Raw genomic sequence first — 14,663 nt, 5'->3', positions numbered from 1 at the left:
GAGGAGACCTGCCCATAGTACGAGAGGACCTGGGTGGACGAACCTCCGGTACGCCGGTTGTCACGCCAGTGGCACCGCCGGTTGGCTGCGTTCGGAAGGGATAACCGCTGAAAGCATCTAAGCGGGAAGCCCGCTCCAAGATAAGTATTCCCGGGGCCCTTCGGGGCCTGAGACCCCCCATGCAGAACACGTGGTCGATAGGCCGGACGTGGAAGCCCCGCAAGGGGTGGAGCCGACCGGTACTAACGGGGAAGCGCGACACACAACCCCACCCCGAGGGTGGGAGAGCATCGGCGAAGACTGCGCGAAAACACGCGACACGGAACAACCGTCCGTGACCACAACACGATCGACAAGCGTCCACCATCCGGTCCCCGAACCACCAGCCCAGGGAACGACCCCCCGAACGGGGCGGGTCCCATAATTGAAGATTTGCGGCGGTCATGGCCCAGGGGAGACGCCCGGACCCATTCCGAACCCGGAAGCTAAGACCTGGCACGGCGATGGTACTGCACCCGACAGGGTGTGGGAGAGTAGCACGCCGCCGCACCACAATCCCACGAAGGCCCCTGGTCGAGCAACAGCTCCCAAGGGCCTTCCCCATACCCGGACACCCGACAAGCCACACACGCGGACGGGGGGAACAACCCGCCACGACACGCACGCCACATCACCACACGCGCGTGCGACCACCCTCCGGCGCTCACGCGCCACCTCCCGCCGGCGGGAGGAAACAACGGGCACGCGACGGGAACGAACCCCGCCACACACGCGGGCCACGAAACCACCCTCCGGCGCTGCGCGCCACCTCCCGCCGGCGGGAGGAAACACGGGAGCGACCTGCGAAGAAGAGGGCACGAACGGGGTGAAAAGTGGACATTCCCCGTCATTCCAACCATCGGCGTTGTTACGATGGGCTCTTATGAGCGAGAACATCATGCGAATCATCGACCTTCGCGGTCAAGTCCTGTCCCGTGCCGAGCTGCTGGCCGCGATGCCGCGCGCCGCGATGGGCACCTCCGAAGCCACCGATCTGGTGCGCCCCATCCTCGACGACGTCAAGGAGCGCGGTGCCGCGGCACTGCGTGACTTCGAGGAGAAGTTCGACCACGTTCGCCCCGAGCACCTGCGCGTGCCCGAAGAGGCCATCCAGGATGCGCTCACCACGCTCGACCCGGAGGTGCGCGCCGCCATCGAGGAATCCGTGCGTCGCGCCCGCGCCGTCGCCGCCAATCAGGTGCCGAAGGACTTCCACACCGATCTCGCGCCCGGTGCGCGCGTCGCCGAACGTTGGATTCCGATCCAGCGCGTCGGCCTGTACGTGCCCGGCGGCAAGGCCGTGTACCCGAGCTCCGTCATCATGAACGCCGTGCCCGCGCAGGCCGCCGGCGTCGAATCCCTGGCCATCGCGACCCCGCCGGCCCGCGACAACGACAAGGGCCTGCCGAACAAGACCATTCTCGCCACCTGCGCCATTCTCGGCGTCAAGGAGGTGTACGCGGTGGGTGGCGCCCAAGCCATCGCCATGTTCGCGTACGGCGCGAAGGGCTCCGAACCGCAGGACGGCGCCGTGCTGTGCGATCCGGTCGACAAGATCACCGGCCCGGGCAACATCTTCGTCGCCACCGCCAAGTCCCTTGTCTCCGCGTTCGTCGGCATCGACGCGGTCGCCGGCCCCACCGAGATCGGCATCATCGCCGACAAGGACGCGAACCCGAGCCTGCTCGCCGCCGACCTCATCGGTCAGGCCGAGCACGACGAGCTCGCCGGCTCCGTCCTGTTCACTGACTCCCCGGAACTCGCCGAGAAGGTGCAGGAGAACCTCAACTACCGCGTGCCGAAGACCGAGCACGCCGAACGCGTCCACACGTCCCTTAGCGGCACGCAGTCGGCTATCGTCCTCACCGACGGTCTTGACCAGTCCATCGACGCCGCCAACGCCTACGCGGCCGAGCATCTTGAGATTCAGACCGCGAACGCGGACGAGGTCGTCAAGCGCATCAAGAACGCAGGCGCCATCTTCCGCGGCCCGTATTCGCCGGTGCCGCTCGGCGACTACATGTCCGGTTCCAACCACGTGCTGCCCACCGGCGGCACCGCCCGATTCGCCGCCGGACTCGGCGTGCACACGTTCATGAAGCCCGTCGAAGTCATCGAATACGACGAGGAGGGCCTCAAAGCCCTCGCCGCGCGCATCAACGCGTTCGCCGTGTCCGAGGATCTGCCCGCCCACGGCGAGTGCGTGCTGTCCCGCTTCGTCAAGGATCCGTACGACAAGGAGACCCTGCGCGAGCAGGAGAAGGAAGCCGGTCTGCTGTGAGTGCCATCCCCTCGAATCTGCCCCTGAGGAACGATCTGATCGGTGAGGAACCGTATGGTGCGCCACAACTTGACGTGCCCGTCTGCCTCAACGTCAACGAGAATCCGTACGCTCCGGATCCGGCCGTATGCGACACGATCGCCCGCCGCGTGCGTGAGATCGCGCCCACGCTGAACCGTTACCCGGACCGCGAGCACATCGAACTGCGTCAGGCGTTCAGCGACTATCTCGCCCGCGAGTCGGGCACGCGTCTCGACGTGGACGAACTGTGGGGCGCGAACGGCTCCAACGAGATCATGCTCCAGCTGTTCCAGGCGTTTGGCGGCCCGGGGCGTACCGCGCTCGGCGCCGACCCCACGTACTCCATGTACCCGGAGTATGCGCGCGACACGTTCACCGGCTGGAAGCTCGCTCACCGCAACGAGGACTTCACGCTCAACGTGGAGAAGACCATCGAAGCAATCCGCGAGGTCAAGCCGTCCATGGTGCTGCTCACCAGCCCGAACAATCCGACCGGCACGCCGCTGCCGATGGAGGACATCGAGCGTATCCTCGCCGCCTGCGAGACCGCCGAGGTCGAAGGCGCTGGCGAAGGCGTGCACCCGATCCTCGTCATCGACGAAGCGTACGTGGAGTTCCGCAACCCCGGCACCCCCAGCGCCGTGAGCCTCATCAAGGATCATCCGAACCTGGCCGTCAGCCGCACGATGAGCAAGGCGTTCGCCTTCGCCGGCGCGCGCGTCGGCTACCTCGCCGCAAGCAAGGGCATCATCGACTGCGTGCGCATCGTGCGCATGCCGTACCATCTGTCGGCCGTCACGCAGGCCGCCGCCCTCGCCGCGTTCGAGCACACCGACGAGCAGCTCAGCCGCGTCGGGCATCTGCGCGAGACCCGCGAGGCCACCGCCGCATGGCTCAAGGAGCAGACCTACAAGGGCGTCAACCTCGAGGTCGCCGAATCCGGTTCCAACTTCCTGCTCTTCGGCGGGCGCTTCGACAAGCGTGACGCGATCTTCGACGAACTGCTCAAGCGCGGCGTGCTCATCCGCGTCGTCGGCCCGGACGGCTGGCTGCGCGTGTGCATGGGCACTGACGAGGAGATGCGGCGTTTCCGCGAGGCCCTCGCCGAGACGTTGCGTATCGTAGAAGCAGAATAATCGTCACGACAAGGGACAAGGAGTCCGAATATGGCGCGCACCGCGCACATCGTCCGTGAGACCAGCGAGTCGCATATCGACCTCGAACTGAACCTCGACGGCACCGGCCAGACCGACATCGACACCTCCGTGCCGTTCTACAACCACATGATGAACGCGCTCGGCAAGCACTCGCTCATCGACCTGAAGATCCACGCGCACGGCGACACCGACATCGACGTGCATCACACCGTGGAGGACACGGCCATCGTGTTCGGCGAGGCGCTGAAGCAGGCGCTCGGTGACAAGCGCGGCATCCGTCGGTTCGCCGACGCCACCGTGCCGCTCGATGAGGCGCTCGCCACGGCCGTCGTCGACATCTCCGGACGTCCGTACGTGGTGTGCACCGGCGAGCCGGAAGGCTACGAATACTGCATGATGGGCGGTCATTTCACCGGCTCCCTCGTGCGTCACGTCATGGAGTCGATCGCGCTGCATGCCGGCATCTGCCTGCATCTGACGGTGCTTGCCGGCCGCGACCCGCATCACATCGCCGAAGCCGAGTTCAAGGCGTTCGCGCGTGCGCTTCGCTTTGCCGTCGAACCCGATCCGCGCATCGAGGGGCTGATTCCGAGCACGAAGGGATCGCTGTGATGTCCGGTTGGGACGACGACAAGAACCTCGGCGACGACGGTCATCTTTCCGACGACGACATCGCCAAGGCGATGGCGGGATTCGAGAAGGAGTTCGCGCAGGACGACGGCATCGCGGATGCCGCGTCCGACGCGACGACGTCCGGCGACGACCTGCCGTCCATCGACGACATCAGCATCGACATCCCCGACGACGCTTCGGCGATCGACCCGTCCACCGGTTTCGAAGACGCGCTGCAGGGGCTGCTCGGCAACAAGGCGAAGATGGCGGCGCTCGTCACGCGCATCGCGTCCGCGCCGCTACTCGCCGCGTTCTGCCAGTTGTCCGACATCTCCGCGGACTGCATCGGCTCCAATCAGGGCGCCGTCGCCGTGCTGCGCGATCTCGACGGCGACGCTCCCGAAGCGGCGGCACGCGACATCACCACCGTCGTCGGCGGGATGAGCGTCGTGCTCGGCGTCAACCGCGCCGACAAGCTCGAAGTCACCCTGTACGCGGGCGGAGAATCCGGGTCCACGCTCGCCCCGCCCATCCTGTTCAACTCGACGCCGCGCTTCGTGGAGGATCTCATGCTCGGCATCACCACCGTCGCTCAGCTGAAGACGCAGGGCTTCGAAGTGGTCGAATCCGGGAGCATGGACCACGATCAGGCGATGAAGGTGATCGCCGAGCACACGCGCATGGGACGCGGGGGAGCGACCCGCGGTTCCAGCATCGAATAACCCGTCGCATCGCGAAACCCGACACATCGATAAGGAGAATCCCGTGACCACAGCAGTCGTCTTCGACTATGGATTCGGCAACGTGCGTTCCATGGTGCGTGCGCTCGCCCGGCTCGGCGTCGACACCACGCTCACCTCCGACTACCGTCAGGCGTTGGAGGCCGACGGTCTCGTCGTGCCGGGCGTGGGCGCGTTCGCCGCCTGCATGGAAGGGCTGCGCCACGTGCAGGGCGATCGCGTGATTGTCGATCGTCTGCGCGCCGGACGTCCCGTGCTCGGCGTGTGCGTCGGCGAACAGGTGATGTTCGAGACCGGTCACGAGCACGGGGAGAACGCCGCCGGCGTGGGGCTGATCGGCGGTTCCGTCGATCCGCTCGACGCGGACGTCGTGCCGCATATGGGCTGGGACACGGTCGAAGGCGCGCAGGGTTCCACGCTGCTCAAGGGCGTGGAGGATGAGCGCTTCTACTTCGTCCACTCCTACGCGGCGCATGAGGCGACGGCGAAGGACCTGTCCGGATTCCAGATCGACATTGCCGACGACAGCCACGTCACCTGGTGCACGTATGGCCGCAGCCGGTTCGTCGCCGCCTACGAACGTGGGCCCCTGTCCGCCACCCAGTTCCATCCGGAGAAGTCCGGTGACGCGGGAGCCCAGCTGCTGAAGAACTGGATCGCCACGTTCTGACGTGGGGCCGCTCCGGGTGTCTCCGTCATCGGGTGTCTCCCGTCAGGTCGTTCGTCGTTTCGTCGTCCCGCATCCGTCATTGTCCCGGCCGCCCCATGGGCGAACAGGACCGTCACCAGGAACTCTTAGAAAGGTGTGATCATGTCCCTTACCCTGCTTCCCGCCGTCGACGTGCGCGACGGCAAGGCCGTGCGTCTGCGCCAAGGCGAATCCGGCTCCGAAACCGACTACGGCTCCCCGCTTGAGGCGGCGCGCACGTGGGTCGAATCCGGTGCGGAATGGATCCACTTGGTCGATCTCGACGCCGCGTTCGGTACCGGCGACAACCGCGCCCAGCTGCGTGAGATCGTCCACGAGCTCGGCGACCGTGTCAACATCGAGATGTCCGGCGGCGTGCGCGACGACGCGTCGCTCGACGCCGCGCTTGAGGCGGGCGCCGCACGTGTCAACATCGGCACCGCCGCGCTGGAGAACCCCGAGTGGACGCGCAAGGTCATCGCGAAATACGGTGACCGTGTGGCCGTGGGCCTCGATGTGCGCGGGCACACGCTCGCCGCGCGCGGTTGGACGCGCGAAGGCGGCGACCTGTTCGAGACGATGAAGATGCTCGACGACGCCGGATGCTCGCGTTACGTCGTCACCGATGTGGCACGCGACGGCATGATGAGCGGCCCGAACCTCGACCTGCTGCGCGAGGTCGCCGAGCGTACGGACGCGAAGGTGACCGCTTCCGGCGGCATCGCCAAGCTCGACGATCTGAGGAACATCCGCACGCTCGCCGAGATCGGCGTCGACTCCGCGATTCTCGGCAAGTCGTTGTACGCGCGCGCGTTCACGCTCGAAGAGGCGCTCGAAGTCGCGCGGTAGGCGACGGAGAACAGCGCGATGGTCGACTGAGGGTGGTTCCGGGCTGGGCCTGGACCACCCTCAGTCGCGTTGTGCGCGACAGCTCCCGCCGGCGGGAGCAGAGGATGCGCGGAGCACGCTTGGTCGTGTGTTGCGAAACGGCTTTCGCCGGTGGAGCGAACTCGGACCACCCTCAGTCGCGTTGTACGCGACAGCTCCCGCCGGCGGGAGCGGGGGATTCAGGGCACGTTGAGTGGTGTGCCGGGTGGCAGCTCCCGCCGGCGAATCGGAGCGGCGCTTTAGGCGCAGGGGAGCTGGCCCTTTTTGATCATCTTCTTGAAGACGGCGTAGTCCTTGTCGTTCTGTTCGGCGTAGCTGACGGCGAACGAGGCAATCGCCTGATCGAATTCGTCGGAGCCTCCCAGATAGTTCGCGATCGCAATCGAGTCGCCGGTGCGCGCGTGCGCGTGCGCGAGACACCATGCGCACATGCGCGCCAGATCGGACAGGGCGGTCGCGTTGAGGTTGTCGATGTCGATCGACCCCTTGCCGTTCCACAGCTGGCGCACGTAGTAGTCGCGTTTCCTGCCGTCCTCCGCGAGGAAGCTCGTCCAGCCGAGCAGCACGTCGGCCGTGGACTGGATCAGCTTCTGGCCCTGCACGACGCGTTCGCCGTGCGTCGCGTACGGGGAGGCGCCGCAATAGTGCTCGAGCACCGAATACGTGGCCTCCTTCATCTGGATCATCATCGGATCGTCGATGTCGCGCGCGATCCACACGCTCGCCCAGGCGCGCTGTCCCACCGAGCCGACACCCACGACCTTGCGCGCCGCATCCTGGTAACGGAAATGGTCGAACACCCAGCGCCGGTCCTCGTACAGGGAATGGCGGTAGTTCTCGAACAGGGTGTCGAGACGCGCCTGCAGCGCATCGAGATCGGCGTAGCCGTCCAGCTCGTTGATCGGCACGAGTTCGGGCGGGTTCGACTTGAACCTCAGCTTGCCGTCCTTGAGGCGACACAGTTTCGCGGCGGCCGCGTCGTTGTCCTTGAGCAGCGCCTTCATCGCGGCCTGACGCAGCGTGCCGTTGCGCTTGCCGCCGCCGGTCGTCTCGAACCGGTCGAGCGTCTCCTCCACGTCGAGATGCTCGTACCAGGCGTCGAGATAATCCATTTCGGAGAACCATTTGATGCGCTCGCGGTAGGTGCGCGTGCACTGGAGCACGGCGGCGCGAATGTCTTTCTCCTTGAGCTTGTTCGCGCGTCCGCAGATCTCCACGGACACGGCGAGACGTTTGAGATCCCATTCCCACGGTCCGGTCGCCGTCTCGTCGAAGTCGTTGATGTCGAACACGAGACGTGCGGAGGGGGAGCGGAAGATGCCGAAGTTGCCGATGTGCGCGTCACCCACGCATTGCACGGGGATGCCGGTGACCGGCGTGGTCGCCAGATCGTTCGTCATGATGAGCACCGTGCCGCGGTAGAACGTGAACGGGCTGGCGCTCATGCGCTTGTAGCGCAGTGGGATCAGGTCGGGCACGCGAATCGCGGACTGCTCCTCAAGCAGGTCGATCGCCTCGCGGCGGCCGGAACGCACCTGCCAGACGGCGTGCGATTCGAGCGGCGCCTGGCGGCGGGCGGCGATGCCGGCTCGGGAACGCTCGCGTGGGGAATCCGCCTGCTTCCATGAGGAGACATCGACGGGAGGATTGGCGGACGGGGTGAGATGGTCGTGTGCAGCTTCGCTCATGGGCACCACTGTAGCGTGACATACGCCGAGGTAACAAAGCCCTAACACGTGGGTGTGAGGATTGGGCACTATGGATAAGCAACAGGAGTTCGCCCTGCGCACCGTCGAGGAACGCGACGTGCGCTTCATTCGTCTATGGTTCACGGACGTGCTCGGCACGCTGAAGTCCGTGGCCATCGCGCCGGCGGAACTGGAGGCTGCGTTCGAGGAGGGGCTTGGATTCGACGGTTCGGCCATCGAGGGCATGACGCGCGTGTCCGAGGACGACATGATCGTCAAGCCCGACCCCTCCACCTTCCAGATCCTGCCGTGGCGCGGCGGACCGCAGGGGACGGCCCGCATGTTCTGCGACGTGCTCACCCCGGACGGCGAGCCGAGCCTCGGCGATCCGCGCCACGTGCTGAAGCGTTCGCTCGCCAAGGCGAAGGAGAAGGGCTTCACGTTCTACGTGCACCCCGAAATGGAGTTCTACCTGTTCGAACAGCAGGAGGACTGGTCGAAGGCGCCGACGCCAATCGACGAGGGCGGCTACTTCGACCACGTGCCGCGCAGCCCCGGCATGGACTTCCGCCGCGCCACCGTGAACATGCTCGAACAGATGGGCATCTCGGTGGAGTACTCGCATCACGAGGCGGGCCCCGGCCAGAACGAGATCGACCTGCGGTATGCGGACGCGCTCACCACGGCCGACAACATCATGACGTTCCGCACCGTGGTCAAGGAGATTTCGCTGGAACGCGGCATCCACGCGAGCTTCATGCCTAAGCCCTTGGCCGACGCGCCCGGCTCCGGCATGCACACGCATCTGAGCCTGTTCGAGGGTGACGCGAACGCGTTCTATGAGGCCGGCCAGGAGTTCAACATGTCCCTGACCGCCCGCCAGTTCGCCGCCGGCATTCTCCACCATGCGGCGGAGATCTGCGCGGTCACCGACCAGTACGTGAACTCGTACAAGCGTCTGTGGGGCGGCAACGAGGCGCCGAGCTACATCTGCTGGGGCCACAACAACCGTTCCGCGCTGCTGCGCATCCCGCAGTACAAGCCCGGCAAGGGCAATTCGGCGCGCATGGAGTTCCGCGGTCTCGACCCGGTCGCCAACCCGTACCTCGCGTACTCGGTGCTGCTGGCCGCCGGCCTCGACGGCATCGAGAAGCAGATGACGCTGGCCGAACCGACGAGCGACGACGTGTGGGAACTCACCGACGAGGAGCGCCAGTCCATGGGCATCGAACCGCTGCCGCGTTCGCTCGGCTCCGCGCTGAAGATCATGGAGAAGTCCGATTTTGTGGCGGACGTGCTCGGCGAACACGCGTTCAACTACTTCCTGCGCAACAAGCGTCAGGAGTGGGAGGAGTACAACCAGCAGGTCACGCCGTTCGAGCTCAAGAAGTATCTGCCGAAGCTGTAGCGCCTGCGGGGAGGGGAGCGGCATCGCGATACGCGCTGTTCCGCCTCCCGACCGCATTGGAGGGGGTCTTCCGGATTGATCGTCCGGAAGACCCCCTCTGCGTGTCATGGGTGCGTTGTTGTAGGGCTGGGCCAATAGCATGCACATGGAACATCACGACGAGGAAGAACCAGACGCATGACGAATACTCCACGCCCCACGACGGCCCCTGAAAAGAAACCGGTTTCACCCCGATCCGACCGCTTCTTCAACCTGCCGGTCACGATCCTCATCCTCGCGAGCTTCATGCTCGGCATGAGCGAATTCGTGGTCGTCGGCATCCTACCCGACATCGCGCAGGGACTCAACGTCTCCGAAGTGACCGTCGGCAACCTCGTCGCCCTGTTCGCGTTCGTCTACGCGCCGGTCACGCCGCTCGGTTCCGCCATCTCCGCGCGTTTCCCGCGCTTCGCGACCTATCTGACGCTCATGGGCGTCTTCCTCGCCGGCAACCTGCTGTGCGCGCTCGCGCCCAACTACGCCGTCCTGCTGGTCGCGCGCATCATGATCGCGCTCGTCTCCGGCACGCTCGTCGCCATCGCCATGACCTACGCGCCCGACGTCACCACCGACAAATACCGCACCAAGTTCATCGCATGGGTGTTCTCCGGGTTCTCCATCGCCTCCGTCGTCGGCGTGCCGTTCGGCACGTGGGTGGCGAACACGTTCAGCTGGCGCATCACGTTCCTCATCATCACCGCCGCCACCGCCGCGCTCATAGTGCTCATGTTCCTCGTCCTGCCGCGCAACTCGCACCCGGTGACCATCGGCTTCCTGCGCCAGTTCCGCCTCTTCTTCGACCACCGCATCTGGGGCGGTGTGCTCACCGTCGTGTGCGGCGCGGCCTCCAGCTACGTGTTCTACACGTATCTGACGCCGATCATGCGCGACGAGATCGGCGTGCCCGAACAATACGTGAGCATCGGGCTCGTCCTGTACGGCGTCGCTTGCCTGTGGAGCAACCTGTACGGCGGCAAGCTCGCCGAACGCGGCCGCGGCGTCGAACCGCTCGTGCACACGCGCCCCGTCTTCTGCCTGCACACCATACTGCTCGCCTCGCTCGCGCTCGCACCCGTCGTTCCCGTGTACGGTGCGATCCTGCTTGTCGCCCTCGGCATGATGATGTACCTGTTCAATTCCGCCTCACAGGTGCTGTACATGGATGTCGCCGCCCAGTCGCACCCCGGGTCGATGAACCTCGCCGCATCGCTCAACTCGATGAGCTTCAACATCGGCATCGCCATCGGCTCCGCCGTCGGCGGCCTCGTCAACGACCATCTGGGACTCACGTGGCTCGGACCGTTCGGTGCCGTCTTCGCCGCGCTCGCCGTCGTCATCACCACGCTGCTGCGCCGTTACGTGCCGGCGGGGGAGAAGACCGAAACCGTCGAGGGCTAGACCACTAGAGCAGTACGGCCAGGGCGACGAGCGCGGACAGATAGCAGACGAGCACGGCGATGAACGTCACGTCGCGTGCGGCGACGCGCATCACACGCCAATGCGTGCGTCGGATGCCCTCCTCATAGCAGCGGGCGTCCAAAGCGAGCGCGAGATTGTCCGCGTGGCGCAGCGCGCCGGCGAAGACCGGCACGATGATCGCCGTCATCGCCTTCACCCGTTGCGGCATCGACCCGGTTTCGATCGATCCGCCGCGTGCCGCCTGCGCGTCCGCCACGGCCTGCGCTTCGGCCGCCAGCGTGGGGATGAACCGCAGTGCGAGGCTCAAGACGAGCGCGATCTCCTGCGTGTGCACGCCCAGCCGATGCAGTGGGGGCAGCAGCGCGGCGAACGCGTCGGTGATCGCGGTGGGCGTGGTCGTCGCGAGGAACACCGCGCCCAGGATGATGACCAGAGCGAAACGGCACGTGTACAGCACGGCCGTGGCCACGCCGTCGTCCGTCACCGGGATAGGGCCAAGCGAGAACAGGGCGGTGCCGGTGCGCACGACGAATACGTTGAGCAATCCCATCACCGCGAACAAGCCGAGGAACATCTTCACCGAGCCGAGGAGACGGGCCGGACGAAGACGCGCGGCCACGGCCACGCCGGCGGTGAACGCCGCGCCGAGCAGGAGCTGCCATGCGTTCCCGATGGCGAACGCGGAGAACATGGCGACAAGGAATGCCACCATCTTCACGCGCGGGTCAAGACGGGCGATGGGTGCGGATTTCGCCGCGATTCGAGGCACGTTCCGTGAACCGCGTGAAACATCCCGTGAAACGGGTTGTGAAACGCTCCGTGAAACGGTTTGCGCAACGGTCGCGCCACGGCCGTCCGCTCCGGGTCGGGGTGCGGGCTCGGCATGGGCACGGTCGGTGCCGGTTGTTCCGGCATCCGCGGGGACGCCGAGCGAGGCATGCGTGGAACCATCGCCGGACAACGCGGCCATGTCCACGATGCGATCGGCCATGCGCCGCGCCTCCGCATGACTGTGCGTGACGACGAGTACGGTCACGCCTTTCGCATGCAGATCGTCGATGAGCCGATAGACGCGTCCGCGCGCGTCCTCGTCCAGGCCGGCGGTCGGCTCGTCCATGACGAGCAGCTTCGGCCGGCATGCGATGACCCCCGCGATGGCCGCCAGACGCTGCTGGCCTCCCGACAGGTCGAACGGAGAACGCTCGGCGAGCCCGCTCATGCGTGAGACGCGCAGCGCCTCGTCCACGCGAGCGTCGATTTCGGTCTGCGGCAGACCCTGGTTCGTGGGGCCGTACGCGACATCCTCGTGCACCGTATCCGCGAACAGTTGGCGTTCCGGATGCTGCATGACGAGTCCCACCGTGCGGCGCAGCGCGGCGAGATCGCGTCGTTTTGCCGCCTCGACGCGAATGCCGTCCACGGTGACCGATCCGGAATCCGGCTTGGCAAGTGCGCATACGAGACGCAACAGCGTCGATTTGCCGGAGCCGTTCGCTCCCATCAGCGCGACAGTCTCGCCGCGGCGGACGTCGAGTGATACGTCGCGGAGAGCAGGGCCATCGGCTCCCGGATATGAGTAGGAGACGCGCGATAGGGACAGCATGACGGGGGAGGGGGCGGCATCGTCGGATGCGGAGCGCGGGGGTTGCGGGTCGACCACCCCCACCCGCGTTGCGGGAGCCCCCGCCGGCGGGGGCGAGAGTGGGGAAGGCGTCGCGGGACGGTTATGTTCCGGCTGGGGCGAAATCAGGGGCGAAATCGAGGGCGAAATCGGGAGGACGGCCTTCCCGGCGTCGAGATGGATGATGCGGGAGGCTCGTGCGATTTCGTCCGGGTGATGGGTGACGTGGAGGATGGTCGTGCCGGCGGCGTGCAGCTCGTCGAGCACGTCCATCACTTCGCGTCGCGCCAGCGGGTCGAGCATGGCGGTCGGCTCGTCGAGCACGAGCAGCCGCGGGCGCATGGCGAGCATGCCGGCGATGGCGGCGCGCTGCTGCTGCCCGCCGCTCATGCGGATCGGGTTCGCACGGCGCATGTCGTCCAATCGTACGGCGTGCAACGATTCGGTGATGCGCTCGCCGATGCCGCCGCGTCCGTTGCCGTCGTCGCCGTCGCGTGGCACACCGAGGTTCTCGGGGCCGAACGCCACATCGTCTTCAAGCACGGTGGTGACGAGCTGGTCCTCCGGGTTCTGGAACACGGCGCCGATGCCGCGGCGGGCCGCACGGTACGCGTCGGCATCGGCACCCGTGTCGGGGGAGAAGACGGTGCGGCCGAGCAGCGTCACGGTGCCGGTGTCCGGCGCGGCGAGTCCGGCGACGAGTCGGGCGAGCGTCGACTTGCCGGAACCGTTCGCGCCGGTGAGCGCCAGATAATCGCCTTCGTGGACGGTCAACGAAACGTCGTCGAGCGCCCAGGTGGCGCCGCCGTCATAGCTGAAACGGATGTGGCTGAGTTCGGCGAGGTTCACGTCGGTTACTTGTCGAGCAGCGTGGTAATCGGCTTGTAGATGGCGAACGTGACGACCGCGTGGATTGCGAACTTGAGCACGTTGAACGGCAGCAGCACCGGCACGATCATGGCGGCGACCTGCGCGACGGTCATGTGCGCGTAGATCGGCGTGATGACGAGATTGCCGAGAATCGCCGCGACAAGCGCGACCACGGCTCCCGCGACGATGCCGATGAACGCGCCCCTGCGCGTGCGGTCGCGACGGTAGATGACGGACGCCGGAAGCGACAGGGCGAGCGCGACGAGAATCGCCATGAGTGCGCCCCACGGGTCGGTGAACGCGTGCGGCAGGAAACCGAGCACGGAGACGATGGCGGCGGCGGCCGGGCCGAACGCGAATCCGGCGATGAGGCTCACGATGCCGGACGGATCGTACTTCAGGTACGGTGCGGCCGGGAAGATCGGCAGTTCGATGAAGCTGGTGACGATCGCCAATGCGACGAACAGCGCGTAGACGGCGATGCGGCGGGTGGACCAACGGCCGGAATCCGCGACTCCCGTGGCGTGCGGACCGGTGGCGTGGTCGATGCGCTTGGACTGGATATGGTTATCAGAAGATACGCTCATGGTGAGCTCTCCGTTTCTTTCATCCGGACTGTAACCGTTGGCCCCGGATTCTCACCGGATCGGCCGCTTCACGCGGTTCGCGGGCTTCCCGAATCCTCCCGTTATGAATCCCGGGGGTCGGGTTACCGCCAGTAAGGAATTGCACCTTCCCTGAAACTGACAGGATTCTGTATACGCGGTGGGGTGGATGAGCGCAAGCCGCGTTTCGCTCTGCGGGCAACGACGGGGAGTCAAACGGGGTGTGCGGGGGAGTGTGAGGGGTGGGTGCGGAGCGTGCGGTCGTGATGTGCGCGGATGACGCGGCGACGGGTGACTACGGGGTGATTGAGGGGTGGTCAAGCGCCGGATCGTGATGGCGTGACACATTGCGGAAAGCGGGGTGTCCGCGTTTCACGATGTGGCCGCAAGGGGGTGAAATTGGACGCGGAAAGCACGGCGTGTCTGCTTATATGACAACGAATTGACGGTTTGTCTAATAATGATTGTTCCGGGGGGGTGTTCCTATGTTTTTGTCAACTTGTGGCCGGGGTGATGTATCGGGTTAGGGGTTGTGCGTGGTGGGCGTGCTTCGCCGTCCGGCCGGGGGTTTGCCGGTCGGGTCCGGG

11 protein-coding genes, 2 rRNA genes and 1 riboswitch are annotated in these 14,663 nt (G+C 66.1%); of the genes, 10 read left to right on the top strand and 3 right to left on the bottom strand.

Features of this window, described 5'->3' with window-relative positions; genetic code table 11:
• From AC1AYR_RS11575 to priA, 8 genes are all read left to right on the top strand, one after another.
• A 23S ribosomal RNA gene (locus AC1AYR_RS11575) occupies positions 1–266 on the top strand; the annotation flags it as partial.
• 167 nt (positions 267–433) lie between these two features.
• Positions 434–550, top strand: a 5S ribosomal RNA gene (rrf, locus tag AC1AYR_RS11570).
• A gap of 372 nt (positions 551–922) precedes the next feature.
• Positions 923–2,320: a histidinol dehydrogenase gene (hisD, locus tag AC1AYR_RS11565; RefSeq protein WP_476512676.1), complete on the top strand. Its 1,398-nt coding sequence runs from the start codon at positions 923–925 to the stop codon at positions 2,318–2,320.
• Entirely contained in the window at positions 2,317–3,477 is a 1,161-nt protein-coding gene (locus tag AC1AYR_RS11560; RefSeq protein ID WP_476512677.1) for a histidinol-phosphate transaminase, read from the top strand. The genes hisD and AC1AYR_RS11560 overlap by 4 nt, the downstream gene beginning before the upstream one ends.
• 30 nt (positions 3,478–3,507) lie before the next feature.
• Positions 3,508–4,110 carry an imidazoleglycerol-phosphate dehydratase HisB gene (gene hisB, locus AC1AYR_RS11555; protein WP_476512678.1) on the top strand — a complete coding sequence of 201 codons (603 nt, stop codon included), beginning with the start codon at positions 3,508–3,510 and terminating at the stop codon, positions 4,108–4,110.
• Positions 4,110–4,832, top strand: coding sequence for a hypothetical protein (locus AC1AYR_RS11550; RefSeq protein WP_476512679.1), 723 nt, complete (start codon positions 4,110–4,112; stop codon positions 4,830–4,832). The genes hisB and AC1AYR_RS11550 overlap by 1 nt, the downstream gene beginning before the upstream one ends.
• Before the next feature lie 43 nt (positions 4,833–4,875).
• A complete protein-coding gene (gene hisH, locus AC1AYR_RS11545; RefSeq protein ID WP_476512680.1) occupies positions 4,876–5,520 on the top strand; it encodes an imidazole glycerol phosphate synthase subunit HisH in 645 nt (214 codons plus the stop codon).
• Between the two features lie 141 nt (positions 5,521–5,661).
• Positions 5,662–6,387 (top strand): bifunctional 1-(5-phosphoribosyl)-5-((5-phosphoribosylamino)methylideneamino)imidazole-4-carboxamide isomerase/phosphoribosylanthranilate isomerase PriA, encoded by a 726-nt coding sequence (priA, locus tag AC1AYR_RS11540; RefSeq protein ID WP_476512681.1) that lies wholly within the window; start codon positions 5,662–5,664, stop codon positions 6,385–6,387.
• Between the two features lie 278 nt (positions 6,388–6,665).
• On the opposite strand, the gene AC1AYR_RS11535 is transcribed toward priA, so the two are convergent.
• A complete protein-coding gene (locus AC1AYR_RS11535) occupies positions 6,666–8,114 on the bottom strand; it encodes a DUF2252 domain-containing protein (RefSeq protein WP_476512682.1) in 1,449 nt (482 codons plus the stop codon).
• Positions 8,115–8,184: 70 nt separating this feature from the next.
• Between AC1AYR_RS11535 and glnA the strand changes: the two genes are divergently transcribed.
• Entirely contained in the window at positions 8,185–9,522 is a 1,338-nt protein-coding gene (gene glnA, locus AC1AYR_RS11530) for a type I glutamate--ammonia ligase (protein WP_034528550.1), read from the top strand.
• 177 nt (positions 9,523–9,699) lie between these two features.
• Complete coding sequence (locus tag AC1AYR_RS11525; protein ID WP_476512683.1) at positions 9,700–10,959, top strand: MFS transporter; 1,260 nt, start codon at positions 9,700–9,702, stop codon at positions 10,957–10,959.
• A gap of 4 nt (positions 10,960–10,963) precedes the next feature.
• On the opposite strand, the gene AC1AYR_RS11520 is transcribed toward AC1AYR_RS11525, so the two are convergent.
• Positions 10,964–13,450 (bottom strand): energy-coupling factor transporter ATPase, encoded by a 2,487-nt coding sequence (locus tag AC1AYR_RS11520; protein WP_476512684.1) that lies wholly within the window; start codon positions 13,448–13,450, stop codon positions 10,964–10,966.
• 5 nt (positions 13,451–13,455) lie between these two features.
• Positions 13,456–14,058 (bottom strand): ECF transporter S component, encoded by a 603-nt coding sequence (locus AC1AYR_RS11515; protein WP_476512685.1) that lies wholly within the window; start codon positions 14,056–14,058, stop codon positions 13,456–13,458.
• A 7-nt stretch (positions 14,059–14,065) separates the two neighbouring features.
• Positions 14,066–14,220, bottom strand: a riboswitch (FMN riboswitch).
• Positions 14,221–14,663 lie beyond the last annotated feature (443 nt).

Source organism: Bifidobacterium sp. LH_417, from assembly GCF_056357035.1.
This window is presented reverse-complemented; position numbering and strand designations above follow the sequence as displayed.

Excerpts from the sequence above, each read along its gene's own strand:
- AC1AYR_RS11550 (WP_476512679.1), top strand. The coding sequence starts at position 4,110 with ATGTCCGGTTGGGACGACGACAAGAACCTCGGCGACGACGGTCATCTT.
- glnA (WP_034528550.1), top strand. The coding sequence starts at position 8,185 with ATGGATAAGCAACAGGAGTTCGCCCTGCGCACCGTCGAGGAACGCGAC.
- hisB (WP_476512678.1), top strand. The coding sequence starts at position 3,508 with ATGGCGCGCACCGCGCACATCGTCCGTGAGACCAGCGAGTCGCATATC.
- hisD (WP_476512676.1), top strand. The coding sequence starts at position 923 with ATGAGCGAGAACATCATGCGAATCATCGACCTTCGCGGTCAAGTCCTG.
- AC1AYR_RS11525 (WP_476512683.1), top strand. The coding sequence starts at position 9,700 with ATGACGAATACTCCACGCCCCACGACGGCCCCTGAAAAGAAACCGGTT.
- AC1AYR_RS11535 (WP_476512682.1), bottom strand. The coding sequence starts at position 8,114 with ATGAGCGAAGCTGCACACGACCATCTCACCCCGTCCGCCAATCCTCCC.
- AC1AYR_RS11515 (WP_476512685.1), bottom strand. The coding sequence starts at position 14,058 with ATGAGCGTATCTTCTGATAACCATATCCAGTCCAAGCGCATCGACCAC.
- priA (WP_476512681.1), top strand. The coding sequence starts at position 5,662 with ATGTCCCTTACCCTGCTTCCCGCCGTCGACGTGCGCGACGGCAAGGCC.